The 22,581-nt window shown below is 37.9% G+C and carries 24 protein-coding genes and 1 other annotated feature; of the genes, 22 read left to right on the top strand and 2 right to left on the bottom strand.

Features of this window, described 5'->3' with window-relative positions:
- Nucleotides 1-69: 69 nt before the first annotated feature.
- The 16 genes from ATZ35_RS04835 to ispE all read left to right on the top strand — a co-directional run bounded on the left by ATZ35_RS04835 (nt 70) and on the right by ispE (nt 14,371).
- Nucleotides 70-1,455: a hypothetical protein gene (locus ATZ35_RS04835; protein ID WP_208929743.1), complete on the top strand. Its 1,386-nt coding sequence runs from the start codon at nt 70-72 to the stop codon at nt 1,453-1,455.
- A gap of 111 nt (nt 1,456-1,566) precedes the next feature.
- The gene (locus tag ATZ35_RS04830) at nt 1,567-2,046 is read left to right on the top strand and encodes a dCTP deaminase/dUTPase family protein (protein ID WP_208929742.1); all 480 of its coding nucleotides are present in this window, start codon (nt 1,567-1,569) and stop codon (nt 2,044-2,046) included.
- A 103-nt stretch (nt 2,047-2,149) separates the two neighbouring features.
- Nucleotides 2,150-3,520: a DNA repair protein RadA gene (gene radA / locus ATZ35_RS04825; RefSeq protein ID WP_010761995.1), complete on the top strand. Its 1,371-nt coding sequence runs from the start codon at nt 2,150-2,152 to the stop codon at nt 3,518-3,520.
- Between the two features lie 89 nt (nt 3,521-3,609).
- Nucleotides 3,610-4,752: a PIN/TRAM domain-containing protein gene (locus ATZ35_RS04820; RefSeq protein ID WP_208929741.1), complete on the top strand. Its 1,143-nt coding sequence runs from the start codon at nt 3,610-3,612 to the stop codon at nt 4,750-4,752.
- On the top strand, nt 4,739-5,461 hold the full coding sequence (gene ispD, locus ATZ35_RS04815) for a 2-C-methyl-D-erythritol 4-phosphate cytidylyltransferase (RefSeq protein WP_208929740.1): 723 nt from the start codon (nt 4,739-4,741) through the stop codon (nt 5,459-5,461). Before ATZ35_RS04820 ends, ispD begins: the two co-directional genes overlap by 14 nt.
- A 9-nt stretch (nt 5,462-5,470) precedes the next feature.
- Nucleotides 5,471-5,944, top strand: coding sequence for a 2-C-methyl-D-erythritol 2,4-cyclodiphosphate synthase (ispF, locus tag ATZ35_RS04810; protein WP_208929739.1), 474 nt, complete (start codon nt 5,471-5,473; stop codon nt 5,942-5,944).
- Nucleotides 5,945-5,959: 15 nt separating this feature from the next.
- Nucleotides 5,960-7,417, top strand: coding sequence for a glutamate--tRNA ligase (gene gltX / locus ATZ35_RS04805; protein ID WP_208929738.1), 1,458 nt, complete (start codon nt 5,960-5,962; stop codon nt 7,415-7,417).
- A 1-nt stretch (nt 7,418) separates the two neighbouring features.
- Nucleotides 7,419-7,619, top strand: a binding site (T-box leader).
- Nucleotides 7,620-7,743: 124 nt separating this feature from the next.
- Nucleotides 7,744-8,292, top strand: coding sequence for a serine O-acetyltransferase EpsC (epsC, locus tag ATZ35_RS04800; protein ID WP_208929737.1), 549 nt, complete (start codon nt 7,744-7,746; stop codon nt 8,290-8,292).
- A complete protein-coding gene (gene cysS, locus ATZ35_RS04795; RefSeq protein WP_208929736.1) occupies nt 8,276-9,688 on the top strand; it encodes a cysteine--tRNA ligase in 1,413 nt (470 codons plus the stop codon). The genes epsC and cysS overlap by 17 nt, the downstream gene beginning before the upstream one ends.
- Nucleotides 9,685-10,083, top strand: coding sequence for a Mini-ribonuclease 3 (locus ATZ35_RS04790; RefSeq protein ID WP_208929735.1), 399 nt, complete (start codon nt 9,685-9,687; stop codon nt 10,081-10,083). Before cysS ends, ATZ35_RS04790 begins: the two co-directional genes overlap by 4 nt.
- Nucleotides 10,073-10,912: a 23S rRNA (guanosine(2251)-2'-O)-methyltransferase RlmB gene (gene rlmB, locus ATZ35_RS04785; RefSeq protein WP_208929734.1), complete on the top strand. Its 840-nt coding sequence runs from the start codon at nt 10,073-10,075 to the stop codon at nt 10,910-10,912. The genes ATZ35_RS04790 and rlmB overlap by 11 nt, the downstream gene beginning before the upstream one ends.
- A gap of 69 nt (nt 10,913-10,981) precedes the next feature.
- Entirely contained in the window at nt 10,982-11,512 is a 531-nt protein-coding gene (locus tag ATZ35_RS04780; RefSeq protein ID WP_208929733.1) for an NYN domain-containing protein, read from the top strand.
- 87 nt (nt 11,513-11,599) lie between these two features.
- Complete coding sequence (locus ATZ35_RS04775; protein ID WP_208929732.1) at nt 11,600-12,160, top strand: sigma-70 family RNA polymerase sigma factor; 561 nt, start codon at nt 11,600-11,602, stop codon at nt 12,158-12,160.
- Nucleotides 12,161-12,293: 133 nt separating this feature from the next.
- Nucleotides 12,294-12,539, top strand: coding sequence for a Veg family protein (locus ATZ35_RS04770; protein WP_086277839.1), 246 nt, complete (start codon nt 12,294-12,296; stop codon nt 12,537-12,539).
- A 215-nt stretch (nt 12,540-12,754) separates the two neighbouring features.
- Complete coding sequence (locus ATZ35_RS04765; RefSeq protein ID WP_208929731.1) at nt 12,755-13,336, top strand: ATP-dependent Clp protease proteolytic subunit; 582 nt, start codon at nt 12,755-12,757, stop codon at nt 13,334-13,336.
- A 183-nt stretch (nt 13,337-13,519) separates the two neighbouring features.
- A complete protein-coding gene (gene ispE / locus ATZ35_RS04760) occupies nt 13,520-14,371 on the top strand; it encodes a 4-(cytidine 5'-diphospho)-2-C-methyl-D-erythritol kinase (protein ID WP_208929730.1) in 852 nt (283 codons plus the stop codon).
- A gap of 69 nt (nt 14,372-14,440) precedes the next feature.
- On the opposite strand, the gene ATZ35_RS04755 is transcribed toward ispE, so the two are convergent.
- Both ATZ35_RS04755 and ATZ35_RS04750 read right to left on the bottom strand, forming a co-directional pair.
- A complete protein-coding gene (locus ATZ35_RS04755) occupies nt 14,441-14,758 on the bottom strand; it encodes a type II toxin-antitoxin system RelE/ParE family toxin (RefSeq protein ID WP_208929729.1) in 318 nt (105 codons plus the stop codon).
- Complete coding sequence (locus ATZ35_RS04750; RefSeq protein WP_208929728.1) at nt 14,755-15,012, bottom strand: AbrB/MazE/SpoVT family DNA-binding domain-containing protein; 258 nt, start codon at nt 15,010-15,012, stop codon at nt 14,755-14,757. The genes ATZ35_RS04755 and ATZ35_RS04750 overlap by 4 nt, the downstream gene beginning before the upstream one ends.
- 227 nt (nt 15,013-15,239) lie before the next feature.
- Here ATZ35_RS04750 and ATZ35_RS04745 point away from each other — a divergent pair, with 227 nt between their 5' ends.
- The 6 genes from ATZ35_RS04745 to ATZ35_RS04720 all read left to right on the top strand — a co-directional run bounded on the left by ATZ35_RS04745 (nt 15,240) and on the right by ATZ35_RS04720 (nt 22,538).
- Nucleotides 15,240-16,208: a metal ABC transporter substrate-binding protein gene (locus tag ATZ35_RS04745; protein WP_208929727.1), complete on the top strand. Its 969-nt coding sequence runs from the start codon at nt 15,240-15,242 to the stop codon at nt 16,206-16,208.
- An 80-nt stretch (nt 16,209-16,288) separates the two neighbouring features.
- Nucleotides 16,289-16,978 carry a metal ABC transporter ATP-binding protein gene (locus ATZ35_RS04740; protein WP_208929726.1) on the top strand — a complete coding sequence of 230 codons (690 nt, stop codon included), beginning with the start codon at nt 16,289-16,291 and terminating at the stop codon, nt 16,976-16,978.
- 248 nt (nt 16,979-17,226) lie between these two features.
- Nucleotides 17,227-18,849: a PTS transporter subunit EIIC gene (locus ATZ35_RS04735; RefSeq protein ID WP_208929725.1), complete on the top strand. Its 1,623-nt coding sequence runs from the start codon at nt 17,227-17,229 to the stop codon at nt 18,847-18,849.
- A complete protein-coding gene (locus ATZ35_RS04730; RefSeq protein WP_208929724.1) occupies nt 18,849-20,180 on the top strand; it encodes a 6-phospho-alpha-glucosidase in 1,332 nt (443 codons plus the stop codon). The genes ATZ35_RS04735 and ATZ35_RS04730 overlap by 1 nt, the downstream gene beginning before the upstream one ends.
- A 64-nt stretch (nt 20,181-20,244) precedes the next feature.
- Nucleotides 20,245-21,147: a phosphogluconate dehydrogenase (NAD(+)-dependent, decarboxylating) gene (gene gnd, locus ATZ35_RS04725; RefSeq protein WP_208929723.1), complete on the top strand. Its 903-nt coding sequence runs from the start codon at nt 20,245-20,247 to the stop codon at nt 21,145-21,147.
- 2 nt (nt 21,148-21,149) lie between these two features.
- Nucleotides 21,150-22,538, top strand: a complete 1,389-nt coding sequence (locus ATZ35_RS04720; RefSeq protein ID WP_208929722.1) for a gluconokinase — start codon at nt 21,150-21,152, stop codon at nt 22,536-22,538.
- Nucleotides 22,539-22,581 lie beyond the last annotated feature (43 nt).

The raw sequence follows: 22,581 nt of genomic DNA, 5'->3' as shown, positions 1-22,581 counted from the left end.
ATGATTTCACTTTTTTCATTATCATGGTAGACTACCAACATAACAAACCGTTTCAAAGGAGATCAACGAATGTCTAAACTAAAAGAATTAGCCCGCAATTGTTTGCAAGTGGCGCCGTTTATTTTATCCAATACAGTTATTTTCATCCCTTATTTTTTATTTCTGAGTTTAAGTGATGGCACGACGATGGAAAGAATTTTACCTTTTGTACTTTTTTATACCTTTCGTATGACAGGCATCTTTTTGTTAAAAAGTTTTAAGCTAGCTTTGACTAGTTTTAATGTGCTGATCATTTCTATCCTGATTGGTGGTGCTGGGTGTTTGATCGGCGTGTTAGGTCAATTTTATTTTCCAGCCTATCTGTTTTCGGCGGTTTTACTAGGGCTTAGTGCCTCATGGTTGCCGGCCGCTAATACCACAGTTAATTATCATGAGAAAAGGCAGGGGTATTCAGCTTTGACTGGTAGAAAATATCTTTTTATCCTATTGATATTAGGTGGGGTGATCGCTTCTTTGATGCTGACGAAAGAATTAAGGATTCCGTTGGTTTTAGGTGAATATACCTTATTGTATATAGCTGCCTACCATACTGTAACGCATTATCCTGACTATGAAATTGATTTTAATGAAGTCAACCAACAAGTGGTATCGCTTAAAGAGTTCTTTTTATTTCTAGGATTTTTTGTTTTATTGTTATTTATTCGTTCGGCTCGACTTCTGTTTGATCCTCAGCTTTTAGATGCTGGCATTATTGGTTTTTCTGGTTTATTTTTGATCACAGCTTGGTATTTGAACCGACAAAGAAAAATGTGGAAACTACCGATATGGCTAAACTTACTAACATTTGCTAATGGAATGTGTATGAACTTTTTGCTCCTTTTTGGCACGTTCTATGTTTCACTACGCTTAGGGATCGATCGCCTGACTGTTAATTTATACGTTCCATATATTTTGGGGATCATTGCTTCAGCGATCGTTATTAAATTTTTATATCGTTTATTGCCTAATGTCGATCCGAGAATCATCCATCTTGGTGGATTTATCTTTTCGCTATTTCTGTTACTATTTCGGCCGCTTTTTCCGCTTGGAATTTTCCTGCTAAGCTGTTTTATCAGTGCAACTGGAAACTTTTTAAATCGAGAATATTATCAGAATGAAAGTTTACCGCAGGATACACGGATTATCACTAAATATAGTACACAAACCAAAGGTAGTGTAACCCATCAGTTACTATTGATGAGTGTTTTGTGGTTATTAGCAAAGCAAGCGCACCTACCAGTTAAAACTGTTTTACAGATTACTGCACACCGGACTCATAACCCTGCTGCCCTTCAGGTAGTTGAATATGTTCATGTAATAAGTATCATTGGGCTGATGTTATTTTTTGCTTTTACTTTTTATGAGGTGTTAAAAGAGAATAAACATCAATCTCATGAACAAAATGAGTCCAAATGATGTGAAAACATTAAAAAAGCACAAGAGAATAGTAAAGATACTATAAAACTAAACAGGGAATCAGTGTAGTATGTTAAAATAGAAATAGTTTACAAGTAGAGGAGATTTTTGATGAAACAACGAGGATTTGAAATTATTACGGATTATTCAGACCAAGGGATCACGATTCCACAACGTGCGACAAAAGGTGCCGCAGGTTATGACTTTGAAGCAGCTGAAAGGGTTGTTGTACCAAGTATTTGGCAGCAGCAAGCACAAGGCGTTGCACCAAAGCCAGTTTTAGTTAAAACAGGGATCAAGGCCTATATGGCTGAAAATGAATATTTAGAATTAGTTAGTCGTTCATCAAATCCATTGAAACGTTTTTTAATGTTAGCGAATGGTGTGGGTGTGATCGATCGTGATTATTATAATAACGAAGGCAATGAAGGGCATATCATGTTCCAGTTTTTAAATTTTGGCTATGAAGAAATGATCATCGAAAAGGGTGAAAGAATCGGTCAAGGGATCTTTAAGCCATTTCTTTTAGCAGATATTGATGACGTAGAAAACGAACGTACAGGCGGTTTTGGCTCTTCGGGTAAAAACTAAGCTAAATTCACTGGAAAACTGCGTATTTTACAGTGGGAAGTCTTAGTCTAAGCGGCCTAAACTATGGTAAAATAAAGAATACATCAAAATGAGGGGATAGCATATGGCAAAAAAAGCAAAAGTTCAATTTGAATGTCAAACGTGCGGGTATATTTCCCCCAAATATTTAGGACGCTGTCCAAATTGCGGACAGTGGAACACGATGACAGAAGAGATCATTCAAGATACGACAGATCGTCGTGCTAGAGTGAGTTTGACTGGTAAAAAAACACAACCGCAACGTCTAGCGGAAGTAGTACCTAAGAAAGAGCCAAGAGTTAAAACGAAGCTGGTAGAACTGAATCGTGTGCTAGGTGGCGGTGTAGTGCCAGGCTCACTTGTTTTGATCGGCGGTGATCCGGGGATTGGAAAATCAACGCTACTTTTACAAGTATCACAACAACTTGCAGAAATTGGCGGCAAAGTCTTATATGTTTCCGGAGAAGAGAGCGCCGAACAAATCAAAATGCGTGCGGAACGTTTAAGTTCGATCGATACGGAATTTTACTTATACGCTGAAACAGATATGAATGAAATCTCTCGTGCAATCGAGAAATTAGAACCAGATTATGTGATTATTGACTCTATTCAGACGATGACGCAGCCAGATGTAACGAGTGTGGCTGGTAGTGTGAGCCAAGTCCGTGAGACAACCGCTGAATTATTGAAAATCGCCAAAACCAATGGTATTGCGATTTTTATCGTCGGTCATGTGACCAAAGAAGGTTCCATCGCAGGTCCTCGTATGCTTGAGCATATGGTAGATACAGTTTTATATTTTGAAGGTGATAAACATCATACGTTCAGAATCTTAAGAGCAGTCAAAAATCGTTTTGGGTCGACTAATGAGATCGGTATTTTTGAAATGCGAGAACATGGATTGGAAGAAGTTGCCAATCCATCGCAAGTCTTTTTAGAGGAACGACTGGCGGATGCCACAGGTTCAGCAATCGTTGTAGCAATGGAAGGAACGCGGCCGATTTTGGTTGAAGTACAGGCTTTAGTTACACCAACTATGTTTGGAAATGCTAAACGAACAACCACAGGGCTAGATTTCAATCGAGTTTCATTGATCATGGCAGTTCTAGAAAAGCGGGCTGGCTTACTCTTGCAAAATCAAGATGCCTATTTGAAAGCAGCTGGCGGTGTCAAAATCAATGAACCAGCAATCGATTTAGCTGTAGCGGTCAGTATTGCTTCTAGTTATAAAGAAAATGGGACCAAACCAACAGAATGTTTTATTGGTGAAATCGGTTTAACTGGCGAAATACGTCGTGTGAACAGTATTGAGCAACGAGTACGTGAGGCACAAAAGCTAGGGTTTACCAAGATTTATTTGCCGAAAAACAATTTAGGTGGTTGGACGCCACCTGAAGGAATCGAGATTGTCGGCGTTGCTACAATTGGAGAAACCTTAAGAAAAGTATTCAAGTAGAATGAGAGACAGAGATCGTGGCAACAAATTAAAGGCGGTCTCTCCTGTCATTCTTTAAAATAAGTATGACTATATTGGAGGATGAATCTATGCAAAAACGTGTCATCACACTGCTGATGGTCGTTGCCGGTGCAAGTTTAGGTATTTCATTATTACCGATGGCTTGGGACATGGCAAAGCAGGCAGATAACACATGGCTGAACAATAACTTTACTAACAGTTTGATTGGTGCACTTATTTTCTTCATTTTATCGTTAGGGTTAGCAAAGTATATTGTTTCAGGTGTGAAAAAAGTAGAAGCAGCATTAAATGAAATGAGCTTGACCTATTTATTATTTGGGAGTGTGGGCGCAATCATTGGGTTGATCATCGGAGCGATCATTTCGATTCCTATGTACAACTTGAATATTCCGTTTGTAAATAGCGTTTTACCAATATTAGTGATGATCATTTTTGGTTATTTAGGCTTTCGTATGGGTACGACCCGTATCGATGAATGGCGTAAAATTTTTACCCCTAAGCAAAAGAAAGTTCCGGCCGAAAGTGAAGGTGAAGTGCTAGATCGCAGAATAGAAGATCATTTTCATAAGTATAAAATTTTGGATACAAGTGTGATTATTGATGGTAGGATCTATGACATTGCTAAGTCTGGCTTTTTAGAAGGGGTTATTTTGATTCCTAATTTTGTATTATATGAATTACAATATATTGCAGATTCTGGTGATAGCTTAAAACGTGTTCGTGGTCGCCGTGGATTGGATATTTTAAATGCATTGCAAAAAGAAGATGGCATCTCGGTTGAAATGTATGAGGGTGATTTTGAAGATATTTCAGAAGTAGATAGTAAATTGATCAAATTAGCAAAACTGTTGGATGGTGTAGTCGTAACCAATGACTATAACTTAAATAAAGTTTCAGAATTTCAAAATGTTCCTGTCTTGAATATCAATGCTTTAGCCAATGCAGTTAAACCAGTCGTGATTCCAGGAGAAACGATGAACGTAATGGTTGTCAAAGCTGGAACAGAGCGCCAACAAGGTGTGGCCTATTTAGATGACGGCACAATGGTTGTAGTTGAAGATGGACAACATTACATGAATGAACATATTCAAGTTGTTGTGACTAGTGCCTTACAGACGGCGGCTGGTCGGATGATTTTTGCAAAACCTGCACATTCAGGTCGCGGAATCGATGATCGTAAAGAAGAACACAGAGCCAATGAAAAGAGCTGAAAATAGAAATAAAACACTGGATTATGAGGTCATTTTGTTGGGGGCAGGGCAAGGGAAACGAATGGGTGCCAGCCGTAATAAAATTTTATTGCATTTGATCGGTAAACCAGTTATTTCTTATTCGTTAAATACCTTTTTAAATGACCCTGCATGTAAACATATTATTTTAGTGACACAAGAAGATGAACAAGATTTATTGGCAGCAGTAGTCAAGAAGGAGAACAAGAAAAAGCATCCTATAACGATCGTCTCTGGCGGATCGGAGCGACAATACAGTGTTTTTAATGGATTAAAGGCATTACTTGACCCTAAAAACATTGTGATGGTTCATGACGGAGCCCGACCTTTTGTAAGCTTAGCGCAATTAAAATTACTACATCGTAAAGTTCAAGAAACGAGAGCTGCTATTTTAGGTGTGCCCGTCAAAGATACAATCAAGCGTGTCGTTGATGGGATCGTTGAAGAAACAGTTCCACGTGAAACATTATGGCAAGTTCAAACGCCGCAAGCCTTTTATGGAGCGGATTTGCTGGCTGTGCATGTTCGGGCACAACAAGAACATTATTTAGGCACAGATGATGCTTCCCTCATTGAAAAATATAGTGATTTACCTGTCTCAATGGTGTTGGGAAGTTACGAAAATATTAAATTGACGACACCAGAAGATATGTTGATTGGTGAAGCCATCGTCAAACGAAGAAGAAACTAGGTGGAAAATATGATACGTATTGGACAAGGCTTTGATGTTCATCAATTAGTAGCAGGACGTAAGCTGATCATTGGCGGCGTGGAGCTACCTTTTGAAAAAGGATTATTAGGACACTCAGATGCAGATGTATTACTGCACGCAATTACTGATGCAATATTAGGCGCTGCAGGGCTTGGCGATATCGGTCATTTGTTTCCCGATACAGATCCAGAATTTAAAGATGCCGATTCGATCAAGTTATTACAAGTAGCAAATCAAAAAGTTTTAACTACTGGCTTTACTATTGGCAATATTGATTGTACAATTTTAGCAGAACAACCAAAAATGAAGCCTTATTTAGAACAAATGAAAGAAAACATCGCTAAAGCGTGTCAGATTGAGCTAAATCAAATCAATTTAAAAGCCACAACGATGGAAAAAATGGGCTTTATTGGTCAAGAAGAAGGAATGGGAGCGATCGCGGTCGCTTTACTTGATAAATAGAAAGAGGAATGCACAATGACAAAAGTACGTGTACGTTACGCACCAAGTCCAACTGGACACTTGCACATCGGAAATGCAAGAACTGCTTTATTCAATTATTTATTTGCCCGCCACAACGATGGTGACTTTATTATTCGTATTGAAGATACCGATCAAAAGAGAAACATCGAAGATGGCGAAAAAAGCCAGTTGGAAAACTTAGCATGGTTAGGCATGGATTGGGATGAATCTCCTGAAAAACCAGGTGAATACGGTCCTTATCGTCAGTCAGAACGTGGCGAAATTTATCAACCTTTGATCGATCAACTGTTGGTAAGCAATCGCGCATATAAATGTTATTGTACAGAAGACGAATTAGAAGCTGAAAGAGATGCACAACGTGCTCGTAGCGAAATGCCGCATTACTCTGGTAAATGTGCGAATTTGACACCTTCTGAGCAAGCAGAAAAAGAAGCACAAGGACTTGTTCCTGTTATTCGTTTCCGTGTACCACGAAACACTTCTTTTACATTTGAAGATATGGTCAAAGGCGAAATCGTTTTTGAATCAGACAATATCGGCGGCGACTTCGTTATTCAAAAACGTGATGGTATGCCAACGTATAACTTTGCTGTAGCAGTAGATGATCACATGATGAAAATCACTCATGTTCTACGTGGAGACGATCATATTGCCAATACACCAAAGCAATTGATGGTTTATGAAGCATTTGGTTGGAAAGCACCAGAATTCGGACATATGACGTTGATCATCAACTCTGAAACAGGTAAAAAATTAAGTAAACGTGATGAATCGATTTTACAATTTATCGAACAATACCGTGAACTTGGCTATTTACCAGAAGCAATGTTCAACTTTACGGCTTTATTAGGCTGGTCACCAGTTGGGGAAGAAGAAATCTTCTCACAAGATGAATTGATCAAAATCTTTGATCCAGAACGTTTAAGTAAATCACCAGCTGCATTTGATGGGAAAAAACTTGAATGGGTCAATAACCAATACATGAAACAATTAGATTTAGATGTTTTAACAGATATGTGTCTTCCGTATTTAGTAGCAGAAGGCAAAGTCGAAGCACAACCAAGCAGTGAAAAATTAGAATGGTTGAAAAAAGTTGTTAGCTTATACCAACCACAAATGAGTTATGCTGCTGAAATCGTCAATGTATCTGAATTGTTCTTCAATGAACACCCAGTTTTAGATGATGCTGCCAAAGAAGTTCTAGCTGGAGAAACAGTTCCAGAAGTTCTAGCTGCTTTCAAAGCACAATTAGAAGCAATGGATGTTGTTGATGTACCAAGTATCAAAGCGGGAATCAAAGCAGTCCAAAAAGAAACAGGCGTAAAAGGTAAAAATCTATTTATGCCGATCCGTGTAGCTGTTTCAGGACAAATGCATGGCCCAGAATTAGGCGATACGATCGAACTTTTAGGAAAAGAAAAAGCTTTAGATCATTTAAATAACGTTTTATAATCGAAATATGTAGAGAAGAAGAAGTAAAAAAGAGCGTGTCTTTAGAGAGACTGTGGATGGTGAAAACAGTTGTCAGCACTTTTTGAAATGCATCTTTGAATAGTTTCAGCGATATGTAGCTGAAAACGGCCAACAACCGTTATCTGTTTTGAGGCAGGGAAACCTGTGAAAAAAAGTGGAACCACGCGGAAGCGTCTTTTAAGCGAAGTTAATTCGTTTAAAAGACGCTTTTTTTGTTTATTATCTAGCTGTGCAGGCTAGAGCTTCGAAAAAAGACGAGTTTGTGAAGCTTTTTTGTTTAAAATAAAATGAAAGGAGTAAAAAATATGAGTTGGTTAAAGAGAGCTGTTAAAGCAGTCAAAAACAACGATCCAGCAGCACGTTCAACATTGGAAGCCTTGCTGACTTATCCAGGATTGCATGCATTGTTTTGGCATCGCTTTTCTCATTTTTTATACAGACATCGCTTGTTTTTATTGGCAAAAATCCATGCACAATTTTGGCGATTTATAACTGGAATCGAGATTCATCCCGGTGCGACGATTGCGCCAGGTGTTTTTATCGATCACGGTATGGGTGTCGTAATCGGTCAAACAGCTGAAATTGAAGAGGATGTTGTCTTATTTCACGGTGTAACATTAGGTGGAACCGGAAAAGACACAGGAAAACGTCATCCAACAGTCAAAAAAGGGGCCATGATCCATGCACATGCACAAATATTAGGGCCCGTTACAATTGGCGAACGAGCTAAAATCGGAGCTTCTGCTGTTGTTTTAACAGATATTCCTGATGATGCAACAGCGGTAGGGATCCCAGCAAAAGTTGTTAGAATCAAAGGAGAAAAATTGGAGGTAGCGTATGATTCAAATTTATAATACATTAACAAGAGAAAAAGAAATTTTTCAACCAATCGAAGCAGGGAAAGTCCGGATGTATGTTTGCGGACCCACCGTGTACAACTATATTCATATCGGTAATGCCCGCAGCTCAATGGCGTTTGATACGATTAGACGTTATTTAGAGTACCGCGGCTATGAGGTGAATTATGTCTCGAACTTTACTGATGTAGATGATAAAATCATTCGAGCAGCCAAGGATCTGGGAATCACAGCGCCAGAAGTTGCAGATAGATTTATCCATGCTTTTGAAGAAGATACCAATATGTTGAATGTTAAACCAGCAACGCTTCATCCTCGTGTGATGGATCATATGCCAGACATCTTAACATTTATTCAAACATTGATTGATAAAGGGTATGCTTATACATCACAAGGTGATGTCTATTATCGGACACGTAAGTTTGAAGGGTATGGTAAACTTAGCCATCAATCGATCGATGAATTAGAAGTTGGAGCAAGTCAACGGACTGGCGTAGAAAAGGAATTGAAAGAAGATCCTTTGGATTTTGCTTTATGGAAAGGGGCAAAAGAAGGAGAAATTTCTTGGGATTCACCGTGGGGAGCGGGACGTCCCGGCTGGCATATCGAGTGCTCGGTCATGGCAACGAAACATTTAGGTGATACAATTGATATTCATGGGGGCGGCCAAGATTTAGAGTTTCCTCACCACGAAAATGAAATTGCCCAAAGTGAAGCAAAAACGGGTCAAAAATTTGCCAATTATTGGATGCATAATGGTTTTGTTACGATTGGTGAGGACGATGAAAAAATGAGTAAATCTTTGGGGAACTTTGTTACAGTTCACGAACTAGTCAAACAAGTTGACCCTCAAGTGTTGCGTTTCTTTATGGCAACAACTCAATATCGCCGCCCGATTCGCTATAGTGAAACCACAATGAAAGAGGCTGGCGTCAATTTACAAAAATTAAAAAATGCCTTTGAGAACTTGTCCTTTAGAAAAGCTGATGCTGCTATTCAACTGGATGAAGATAGTCAGAAATTACAAGAACTAGCAGATTTAGAAGCACGTTTCACCACTGAAATGGATGATGATTTTAATGCGGCAAATGGAATCACTGTCGTTTATGAATTGGCTAAATGGCTGAATCAGTACAGCGAGCAAGAAATCGTGTCTACGACCGTTACAGAAAAAGCACTAGAACAATTCTCTCAATGGTTAAGTATTTTCGGTATTTTCTTCTTATCAGAAGAATTGTTGGATGACGATATCGACCAATTGATCGAAGAGCGCAATCAAGCGCGTAAGAATCGCGATTTTGCTCGCAGTGATGAGATTCGTGATCTATTAAAAGATAGAGGAATAACCTTGGAAGATACAGCCCAAGGAACTAGATGGAGAAGAAGTGAATGAGAGATTACACACAATTAAATGGTTTGGCTTTGGCTTATGTAGGCGATGCGATCTATGAGATTTATATTCGTGATTACCTAGTCGAGCAAGGACAAACAAAACCCAATATTTTACACCGTCAGGCAACACATTACGTTTCAGCGAAGGCACAAGCCTTTTTGATCCAAGCAATGCTGGAAGAGAAATTACTGTCAGAAAATGAAGAGTTAATGTACAAACGCGGCCGTAATGCGAAAAGCCATACTTCTGCTAAAAATGCAGATATCACAACGTATCGTATTGCCACAGGCTTTGAATCCCTGATGGGGTATCTACATTTAACGAAACAAACAGAACGTTTGGAAGAATTGATTAACTGGTGTATAAAAAAAGTAGGTGAAAAGAATGAGAAATGATAAAAAACGTCCTTTCAAAGGGAATAAGCCACAAAAAAATCAGCCGTTTAAAAAAGAAGCAGTTAGAAAAGAGCGGGAAGTTTCGCAAGAAGAGATCGAAGATAACTTTGTCTTTGGCAATCACGCTACGATTGAAGCGATCCAGCAAGGTCGAGGAAACAAACTGTTTCTTCAAGAAGATAGTAAAAGTGAAAAAGTTGAACACTTAAAATTACTGGCAAAAGAAAATGCTGTGCCTGTTAAATGGGTACCAAAACAAAAATTGGATACAATGACAAATCATGGTGTTCATCAGGGGATCGTATTGGCGATTACAGCCTATGAATACCTAACATTGGATGAATTAATCGATCAGACGAAAAAAAAGACAGAGACCCCCTTTTTCTTGATTTTAGACAGTTTAGAAGATCCTCATAACTTTGGTTCGATCTTGAGAACAGCAGATGCAACAGGTGTAGATGGGATCATTATTCCGAAGCATCGTGCAGTGGGCATCACTCCTGTGGTAACGAAAGCATCGACTGGTGCAGTAGAGTATATTCCGGTTGCTCGTGTCACAAATTTAGCCCAAAGTATTGCCACTTTGAAAGAGAATAACTTCTGGATTTTTGGAACAGATATGAAAGGCACGGATTATCGCCAATGGAATACCCAAGGCTCAATTGCATTGATTATCGGCAATGAAGGTCGGGGCATGAGTCAAGGATTGCACAAAGAAGTGGATGAGTTATTAACAATTCCGATGACGGGACATGTTCAAAGTTTGAATGCAGGTGTTGCAGCAGGATTATTGATGTATGAAGTTTATCGTGGGCGCAACTCTCTTTAGAATTTGAATTTAAGGCGAGAAGGAAAATATTTTTTCTCGACCTCTTACATAAAGAAGGTGACAGAGCAAATGAAAAAACAGTTACTGATCGTTGATGGCTATAATATGATTGGTTCTTGGCCAGAATTGGTTCAATTGAAGAATCAAAATAAGCTTGAGGATGCAAGGGAAGTTTTGCTCCAGCGTTTATCCAATTATGCAAAATATGAGGATTTAGAAGTAATGGTTGTTTTTGATGCACAGTTGGTTCCAGGAATTCAGCAAACATATAAAAAATATCGTTTAACGGTGATTTTTACAAAAGAAGATGAGACGGCCGATAGTTATATCGAACGAGTTGCTGGTGAGCGAAATGATCGACTGACTCAAGTAACTGTGGCAACGAGCGATTTAGCTGAACAATGGCTAGTTTTTTCAAAAGGAGCATTACGGACCTCTGCCAATGAGCTATACAAAGATGTTCAAAAAACAGAACGCACGATTGCTGTGCATGCAACCGATATCCATTTTCAAGATTTTCGACGAAATTCTCCGTGGAATATCGAGCAATTGTCAAAGTTGTCCGAAAAACTGGACGAATTGTCTGGTAAAAAAGATTAATTCTTTATTTTATTCAACTTATATAGGAGAAAATGGTACGCTTTTTCCAAGCATTTTGGTAGAATGCTTGGAAGGAGAAGGGTATTTATGAATAAGTACAATGATATCTTAAAAGGGGACACCGCGGGATTTGATCGTTTGTATCGAAAATATCATCCAGTGGTGTACAAGTTTCGGAAAAAGTATTATCTGAAAGATTTTGATCGGGAAGATTGGCTGCAAGAAGGGCGTATTATCTTTTATCGATCGCTTGAAAAATATGAAGAAGCACATAATGTTTCTATCGGGAAGTTTTTCAAGTCAAATTTTGAAAATCATGTTCGCAGTTTGATCAGAAAGCAATGCGCTCTTAAACGAACGATCGATACACAATCAGTCTCACTTGATCAAAAAATAGAACATCAGGGCGAATCATTTTTTGACTATATCGAGACGGAAGAGCCTGATGTTTTAGAACAAATGATCATTAGGGAAAAGCTGGAACAACTGCCGACAGCCTTATCGCCGTTTGAACGAATTACATTTGAAGAATATATAAACGGCAAAGAACTAGATGAAATTGCAAAAGATACCGACAGTCGTGAAGTTACGGTTAGAAGTGCATACGACCGGGCAAAAAAGAAGCTGAAAGCGATTATTTATGATTAAATGAGAAAGTTGTTATTTTTCACATTAAATAATTATCCATTTATAAATTATAATTAGTTGCATTTCATTTTCTGCTATGGTAAACTTGATATTTTTATCGTTCTGTGGTACAATGGAAAATGAGGTGAATGCAATGCCAACAACTTTAGCTTCCATTAAAAAAGATCTAGAATGTCGTATCGGCAGCAAAATCACATTAGTTGCTCAGACCGGCAGAAAGCGCCAAACAGAACGTAACGGTATTTTGACAGAAACGTATCCATCTGTCTTCGTCGTAGATTTAGATCCAGATGAAAACTCATTTGAACGAGTTTCTTATAGTTATTCTGATGTGCTAACACGCACAGTAGAGATTGAATTTGTCGGTGAAGCAGTTTAACAATGAGTCGATTTTAAAAGCAGAGCTAAAGCGTTTCCGCTTTAGCTCTGCTTTTTTGACTGTTTCTACTTAAATCAGGATAATTTACTATCATTGCGGGCTTTAAACGATACTCTGATTTTGTCGGTAGCACACGGTAGGCAAGTAAAACTATTCCGTGATTTTTCAAAAAAGCTATGCTAGACTTTCAGTAGATTCAAAAAGGAGGATATGTAATGAGTGAACAAGAAAAGGTCAAAGAAGAACAAAAACAACCGGATTTACTGGCTGAGAAAATGATAGGAACTAGGACGATCATTATTTCAGGTGAAATCAATGAGCAAATGGCAAAAGAAATTTGTACACAGCTACTGTTATTAGAATCAATCAATGATGAGCCAATCAATTTGTTTATTAGCAGTAATGGTGGTCATGTAGATTCAGGTTACTTAATTTTTGATATGATCAACTTTATCAAACCTAAAGTGAATATCATTGGGTCAGGTTGGGTTGTCAGTGCAGGGGCACTTATTTACTTATCTAGTGAAAAAGAACGCCGCTATTGTTTGCCAAATACACGGTTTATGATCCACGAACCCTCTGGTGGCACTCAAGGTCAATCCAGCGACATGGAGATCACCGCGAAAGAAATCATCCGCACAAGAGAAAAAATTAACCAGTTGATTGCTAAAGAAACTGGCAAAGATATTGAACAAGTCAAGAATGATACAGCTAGAGACTATTGGTTGAGTGCTGAAGAAGCACTAGATTATGGGATCGTTAATAAAATCATCAAGAATAGAAGCGAGATTGTTTGATCGCAAAAATAAGAAATAATCAAAAAGTGTGTATTCCAAGCTAATAGAGGGATACATGTTTTTTTTACGCACTATTTGAAAACCATATCAATTTTTATACAAATATATACTTCTCTAACAACATATGTTAGAATTTAAAAGGTTGTGAAGATGGTTAGGTAAGAGATTAGATAGGTGAAAAAAATGGAAATCATAGAAAAAGCGCCCGCAAAAATCAACTTGGGGTTGGATGCTCTCTATAAAAGACAAGATGGTTATCATGAATTAGAGATGATCATGGCTAGTGTAGACTTAGCTGATCGGCTGACATTTGAGTTGTTGCCGAAAAATGAAATAGTAATCGAAACAGATAGCTCCTTTTTACCAGTAGATAGAAGGAATCATGTGTATCAAGCGGCAGAATTGCTTAAAGATACTTTTCAACTTACTCAAGGAGTCAAAATATACATAGAAAAAAGAATCCCTGTTGCAGCAGGACTAGCTGGCGGTAGTAGTGACTGTGCCGCTGCCTTACGAGGCTTGAATCGTTTATGGAACTTAGGGTTATCTCTAGCAGAACTTGCAGAATTAGGCAGTAAGATTGGCTCTGACGTTCCATATTGCATTCACGGAGGGACAGCGTTTGTCACAGGACGTGGAGAAAAGATCGACTTCTTACCTTCGATGCCTCAGTGTTGGGTCGTTTTGGTGAAGCCTAAAATGAGCGTTTCAACGAGTTCGATTTTTGGCAGTCTATCATTTAATAGTATTCAACATCCTGATATTCGTGGGTTGAAACAAGCGATTGAAGCGGATGATTATTTATTGATGACAGAAAAAATTGGGAATGCGTTAGAAAGTGTGACGATCAAACGCCATCCAGTAGTCCAACAAATCAAAGATCGAATGATGAAGTATGGTGCAGATGCAGCGCTTATGAGCGGTAGTGGGCCAACGGTTTTTGCGTTATGTGAGAAGAAAACCCGAGCCCAACGGATTTATAATGGCTTAAAAGGCTTTTGTGATGAAGTATATATTGTAAGAACGTTAAAATGAAAATGTTAAAATTTGAATATAACTTAAAAAACCACTCAATCGAGTGGTTTTTTAGTTACTATAAGTGATTTAAAAGGAAACATGTAGCTGTCGTTGGTGGTACATGTTTCCTATCATAATTTTTTTAGTAGAATGATCGATACGATAAAAAATCGCATAGTTTTTTCCAATTAAAATTCTATAGGTTGGACTATTAAAATTGTAAATAGCTGAGATTTCTTCATGCATTTCGGGAACTATTTTTGTTAGCTCAATGGACTTGTAAATAGATTGAACAAAAGTTGTGATCTTTTCATCAGTAAAAAAATATTCTTCTGACCACTCCTGAATATGTTTTCTAAGGCTTAAACGAAAGCTCTCAGTATACTCAGCAGAAAAAGCTGTCATGATTGATCTCCCCAACCATAATGTTGGAATTCTTCCATAATTTTAGCTTCTGTCACAATATTGCCTTTTTCAAAGTCTGCAAAGCCTTCTTCAATTAAACATCGGTCATACTCTTTTTGCGCCTCAGATAGATCTAATTGGATAATATTCCCAATTTTTTGATAAACTAACGATTCGCCTTCAATGATCCCACTATCTTTTGGCAAAATAATCCCAAGAGAATTCCCGATTTTTCTAACTTTGATTTTGTGCATAACCATCACTCCATTTCAATCGAAGTATAACATAGTTATAACTTTTTTAAGAAGAAATAAAATTATTTCAACGATATGATTATCTAAACTTGACCGTTTCTTATATAGGAATAAATTATTTTTCGGTTTTCTCTTGACGTTCTCTTTTTCATCTGGTAAATTAGTTCTTGCTAATAAATCGTAAATATTACGATTTGAATAAGACAAATCGTAATGGGGAAAGATAGATGAGAAAAAATAGCTGGAAATATCTGGTAGGATTGTTATTAATGGCGGTAATTTTTACATTAACAGCCTGCGGTCAAACAAATAAACAAGAAGAGTCTGGAAAAAGTGATACAATAAGAGTTGTGACCACATTTTACCCAATGTACGATTTTGCGAAAAATGTAGTGGGAGATGCAGGCGATGTTCAATTATTGATCCCAGCTGGAACTGAGCCCCATGACTATGAACCAAGTGCCAAAGATATTGCAAAGATCACAGATGCGGATGTGTTTGTCTATAACAGCCATGAATTAGAAACTTGGGTCAAGGATGTTTTGGAAAACGTTGATGAGAAAAAAGTCGGTGTTGTTGAAGCGGCTGGTTCAATCGATTTAATGGCAGGTGCCGCTCATGACCACGATCATGATGAAGAAGAAGCAGATCACGAGGAACATGATCACGATCATGAGTTAGACCCACACGTTTGGTTAGATCCAGTCTTAGCACAAAAAGAGGTTGAAGCAATTCGTGATGCGTTAGTGAAAAAATACCCAGAACAAAAAGCAATATTTGAGAAAAATGCTGCAGCTTATATTGAAAAATTAAAAGCCCTAGATACTGAATACCAAGAAGCTTTTAAAGACGCTAAAAACAAAACATTTGTAACGCAACATGCTGCATTTGGCTATTTAGCAAAACAATATGGTTTGACACAAGAATCAATTGCTGGAATCTCTCCAGATCAAGAACCTTCACCAAGCCGTTTAGCAGAGTTGAAAAAATATATCAAAGAGCACAACGTATCAGTGATTTATTTTGAAACATCGGCATCATCAAAAGTCGCTGAAACATTAGCTCGTGAAACGGATGTGGAACTAGCCGTTCTTAACCCGCTAGAAAGTATCACTCAAAAAGAACAAGATAAAGGTGAAGATTATATCTCTGTAATGAAAGCTAATCTAGAAGCTTTAAAGAAAAGTATTAAGTAAACAAATAAAGGCGGGATAATAAGCATGATGCTGTTATTCCCGCTTTCAATTGTGTAGTAGTCAAAAGAAGGAGAATGGACATGCATTATCTAGAAGTCAAAGACCTCACATTTTATTATGATGATGAGCCAGTCTTAGAAGATGTTTCCTATTATGTTGATCCAGGTGAATTTGTGATTCTCACTGGTGAAAATGGGGCAGCAAAATCAACATTGATCAAAAGTACGCTGGGCTTATTAAAACCAACCAAAGGTGCAATTACGATTGCCAAGGAAAACAAAGCAGGCGAAAAATTGAGCATCGGCTATATTCCCCAACAAGTAGCCTCATTTAATGCGGGATTCCCAAGTACGGTGATCGAATTGGTTCGTTCAGGACGTTTTCCCCGTAATCGCTGGTTTAAACCTCTTACGAAAAGAGATCATCAACATGTAGAAAAAGCCTTGAAAGCAGTTGGTATGTGGGAGATGCGGCATAAACGAATCGGTGAACTTTCAGGTGGGCAGAAACAACGCATTAGTTTGGCTCGTATTTTCGCGACTGACCCGGATTTATTTATTTTAGATGAACCAACAACTGGGATGGATGAAACGTCTAGAAATGAGTTTTATCGCCTATTACGGCATAATGCGCATGATCATGGCAAAGCGATTTTGATGATCACTCACGACCATGAAGATATCAAATCGTATGCCGATCGACAAATTCGTCTGGTTCGGAAGGAGGATTCACAATGGAGATGCTTTCATATGAGTTCAGATATAGCCTAAAGTGTACTAGTATACTATTGAAATGAATTATGCAGAGGTATTTAAATTCTATACTTCTGAAAAAATAGCGTCCTAAAAGCTTGTGGAAATTTCCACAAGTTTTTTATTTTACATAATTAAAAACCGACTATGCTTCATGAAATATGTTTCAACTTTTGAAATACGTTTATAAGTAAGCGCATACTATATATCTTTTGAAAGAGGTTTCATATAATAGGGTTACAAAATTAAAAAAAGGAGATTACAAAATGAAAGCAAAAATCATGGATTCAATGCAGAAATTTTCAAAAGCAATGTTTGTACCGGTATTGATCTTGCCAATCGCTGGGATTTTAATTGCAATTGGAAATGTTTTTACCAATCCACGGTTAATTGAGCGGTTATCATTTTTGGATAATCCAATCACTATGGGTTTTGGTAGTATTTTATCCGCATCATTATTACCAATTTTAACGAATTTAGGCATTATTTTTTGTGTGGGGATTGCTTTAGGTCTTGCAAATAAAAAAAAGGCTGAAGCAGCATTTACTTCTTTATTAGGGTATTTAGTTTTTCTTTATGCAATGAATAAGTTTATGGAACTGCGTGGCATGTTGGTTGATCCAACTGAACTTCAAGGCTCTGGACAAACATTGGTTTTAGGGATTCAAGTTTTGGATATGGGGGTATTTTTAGGGATTATTTTAGGGTTGGTTGTGGCTTTAGTCCATAATCGATTTATTGATACAGTCTTTAATAATGCGTTTCAAGTATATGGCGGTGCTCGGTTTGTTTTTATTATCTTAATTCCATTATTAGTAGCTTTAGCAATTGTTTTTTCCTTTGTTTGGCCGATCGTTCAAACTGGCATCGATAATTTAGGCGGTGTAATCAAGGAAACAGGGAACTTTGGGATTTTTATTTATGGTACTTTGGAGCGTTTGTTGATTCCAACAGGCTTGCATCATTTAGTCTATACACCATTTTTATACACATCTCTTGGTGGAGTGGCAGATATTGGTGGTCAGGTGTTTGAAGGGGCACGGAATATTTATTTTGCGGAAACCGCGGATCCAGCAATCAAAGTATTATCGTCAAGTGTTATCTGGGATGCACGTGGTATTTCTAAGATGTTTGGATTGGTGGGCGCTTGTTTGGCAATGTATCAGACAGCAAAGCCTGAAAATAAATTTAAAGTAAAAGCAATCTTGATTCCAGCAGTAGTGACCTCATTTATTGCGGGAGTGACTGAACCAATTGAATTTTCATTTATGTTTGTAGCACCGATGCTCTTTGTTATTCATTCTGCTTTAAGTGGGTTGAGTATGGTCGCTTTAAATATGTTGGGTTCAAGAGCAATTGGTCCGAATGGTTTTATTGATTTTGTTTTATATAATTTGCCTTTAGGAATTGAAAAGACCAGATGGCCTGTCTACATTGCTGTAGGGATTTGTTTCTTTTTCATCTATTATTTCACGTTTAAGCTGCTGATCACTAAGTTCAACTTGAAAACGGTTGGTAGAGAAGATTCAGGACAGGAAACTAAATTATTTACTAAAAAAGAATATAAACAAAAGCAGCAATCGCAACCTGTCCCAAGTAATACAGAAGGCTCAAGCGGGCAAATAAAACTAGATCCAGACCAGTTGTCAGCTGTGATCGTTAAGGGCTTAGGTGGAGATGAGAATATTAAATCGATTGATAATTGCTATACTCGTTTACGTTTAAAAGTCGCAGATCCAGCGTTAGTCGATGAAGAATTGTTGAAGGTAGAAACAGAGGCGAAAGGAGTCATTAAGAATGGTGAAAGTGTTCATGTAGTTTATGGCTTAACCGTTCCGCAAATTCGTGAAAATCTAGAAAAATATTTAGGTAGAGAGGAAGAAGAATAATGAAGAAATTTTCAGTAGTAATAGCCGGTGGAGGAAGTACGTTTACACCTGGAATCGTCATGATGCTTTTGGATAATCAAGACCGTTTTCCGCTAAGAACCTTAAAACTATACGATAATGATGAAGAACGTCAAAAAACCTTGGGGGATGCTTTAGCGATTTTACTCAGAGAACAAGCACCTGAGATTGATTTTTCTTATACGACAGATCCTGAAGCAGCCTTTTCTGATGTGGATTTTTGTATGGCGCATATTCGTGTTGGAAAGTATGCGATGCGTGAAAAAGACGAAAAAGTACCTTTACGTCATGGTGTTTTCGGACAAGAGACTTGTGGCCCTGGCGGAATTGCCTATGGAATGCGTAGCATTACTGGGATGTTGGAAATTATTGATTACATGGAAAAATATTCTCCAGAGTGTTGGATGTTGAATTATTCTAACCCAGCAGCAATTGTTGCAGAAGCTTGCCGCGTATTACGTCCGGATTCTAAAGTTTTAAATATTTGTGATATGCCTGTAGGAACTTTACGTCGTATGTCTCAAATCGTTGGAAAAACACCAGCAGAACTAGAAGTTCGTTATTTTGGTTTAAATCATTTTGGCTGGTGGACAAGCGTGAAAGATAAATCAGGACATGAATATATCGATCAAATTCGCGATTATGTCGCAGAAAATGGCTATTTAACACAAGTAGAAGTTGATACCCAGCATACTGATCCAAGCTGGCAGGAAACGCATAGAAAAGCAAAAGATCTATTAGCTGTAGCGCCAGATTATTTACCGAATACGTATTTAAAGTATTATTTATACCCAGATTATGTGCTAGATCACATGATGGAGCATCCTGAATATACTCGTTCAAATGAAGTAATGGAAAATCGGGAGAAACATGTATTTGATCACGCCAAAAAAATTACTGCTCAAGGTTCAGCTGAAGGAATTGCTTTTGAGATCGATGCGCATGCGTCATTTATTGTAGATTTAGCAAGAGCCATTGCTTTTAACACGCATGAGCGTATGGTAATGATCGTGGAAAATAATGGTGCAATTGCTAACTTTCCTGATGATGCAATGGTAGAAGTTCCTTGTATTGTAGGAAATGATGGACCAGAAGCATTGACGCAAGGGATCATTCCGCAATTCCAGCAAGCATTGATGTTCCAACAAGTAACAGTAGAAAAATTGGTTGTTGAAGCCTATGCTGAAAATAGCTATCAAAAGATGTGGCAAGCGTTGACATTATCTAAAACCGTTCCAAGTGCTCAAGTAGCGAAAGAATTATTGGATGATTTAATTAGTGAAAATGGTGACTATTGGCCAGAATTACACTAAATTTTAAAGCGAAGGGTACTTCTGGTTTTCCTGAGGTACCCTTTTAAAATGAGGAGGATTTCGTATGGATGTAGCATTAATTGGTTTAGGTAAAATGGGGTTAGGTATTGCTGAAAATTTGAGCCAAAAAGAAGGGTATCAGCTTTCTGGTATGGATCTAAACCAGAAAGTGAAATCAGAATTTGAGAAGCAGCATGGGGCATTTTATTCAAATGTAGATGCATTATTTTCAGAAAAAAAGAGTCGCAGAATTGTTTGGATTATGTTGCCAGCTGGTGAAACGACGAATAACATGATCAAGGCATGCTGTGAGAAATTGGTAATGGGCGATATTATCATAGACGCAGGGAATTCAAAGTACCTAGACAGCAAGCTGAATTTTGATTATTGTCAGACACAAGGGATTCATTTTTTAGATGTGGGTACTTCAGGAGGAATGGAAGGTGCACGAAATGGCGCTTGTATGATGGTTGGCGGAGAAGAGTTGATCTTTAAAGAGCTTGAGGGTTTATTTGCTGATTTATGTGTAGAGAATGGCTACCTCTATTGTGGCTCAGCTGGTAGTGGTCATTACTTAAAAATGGTGCATAATGGCATCGAATATGGCATCATGCAGTCGATCGGTGAAGGATTTAACGTGTTATATCACAGCCCTTATGACTACCAATTAGGAGAAGTAGCCAAAGTGTTTAATCATGGTTCAGTCATTCGTTCTTGGCTGATGGAATTGACCGAAAATCTATTTAAGGAAACGGCTGACTTTTCAGCGATTGCAGGAGTCATTCCATCTTCTGGTGAAGGAAAATGGACGGTGGAAGAAGCCCTACGCTTAAATTTAGCAATCCCAGTCATTACGCAATCGTTAATGACACGCTATTCATCAAGTGACAATGAGAAAATAAATGAAAAAGTGATTGCTTTATTGAGAAATCAGTTTGGTGGTCATGCATTTGTGAAGGAAGAGTAAGGATGAACGATGGTTTGTTAGCTATTGATATCGGTACAACTGCAATTAAAATAGGGATTATTAAACAGCATAAATTGCTGTATCAAAAGGCTTATGGGATTAAAACATACAACGACAGCGATGGCTCAAACTACCAGCGCTCAGGTGAAATTATCAATATAATTTATCTAGCCATCAAAGAAATTTCTCCAAAGTTTTTGCAGCAGATACGAAAAATTAGTTTTAGCGTTGCTATGCATAGCTTAATGCCAGTAACGGATCAGCTAACGCTTCATGAGAAAATATTTATTTGGTCTGATTCACAGGCTGAACCAACAATTGAAGCATTTAAAACAAGTACGCTAGCTCAGAAGTTCTATTTAAAAACGGGAACACCGATTCATTTTATGTCACCGTTTGCGAAATTACTTCATTTTCGACAACAAGGCTTGTACTCAAGTACGACGAAGTGGTATGGATTGAAGGAGCTAGTTATGCAGATTTTTACAGGAAATTACTTGATTGATTATGCAACAGCATCCGCCACAGGGTTATTAAATTTGAGTGAATTAAACTGGGACAAAGAAATTTTAAATTACTTGGGCGTTCATGAAAATCAATTGGGCGGATTGGCTGATACAACGACTTCTTTACCAATCTTAAAAGATGTTGCAGAAAATCTCAAACTATCGGAAGAGACTGAGGTAGTTATTGGCGCAAGTGATGGTTGTTTAGCGGCTTATGCGGGCTATATGGCGACTGGGATACCAAATAGTTTAACAATCGGTACTAGTGCCGCCGTTCGGAAAATCACTAGTGAAAAGCTTTTTGATGTAAACAAGCAAAATTTTTGTTATTACCTAAATGAGAATTACTATGTGATTGGTGCACCCTCAAATAATGGTGGATGCGTATTGGAGTGGGCAAGTAAAACTCTGACAGATGATTCAAAAGCCTTCTATGAAAACTTAACTACTAAACTACAGACTTCCCCTATTGGTGCTAAAGGCTTACGTTTTTTTCCTTATATAAATGGAGAACGAGCTCCTTTTTGGGCATCAAATAAGCGGGCGATTTTTAAAGATTTTTCAATTACTCATACTCAGGCAGACGTTTCTAGAGCAGTTGTAGAAGGCGTATTGATGAACCTGAAAATTTTAAAAGAAATGGTTGGGGAAGTAGGTGAGCTTTCGTTGAGTGGCGGCTTTTTTAAAACGGATATCTTATGTGAAATGACAGCCAATATAATTGACGCTAAGTGCTGGTTATCATCATTAAATGAACCAATTTTTGGTTTATATTATTTAATTTATGGATCGGAGCAGGAACGGAAAGCCTCTATTACAGAAATTAATAGTGATAAAAAACAGCAATCAGAGTATAACAGGTTGTTTGAACATTACTTCGACTAGTCAATTTCAAACTACTAATTTGCCGATAAAAATGGGGAAACTA

It is taken from the genome of Enterococcus rotai, assembly GCF_001465345.1.
In the GTDB taxonomy this organism is placed as follows: domain Bacteria; phylum Bacillota; class Bacilli; order Lactobacillales; family Enterococcaceae; genus Enterococcus_L; species Enterococcus_L rotai.
The sequence above is the reverse complement of the archived record's forward strand: the minus strand, read 5'-3'. Positions and strand labels throughout refer to the sequence as shown.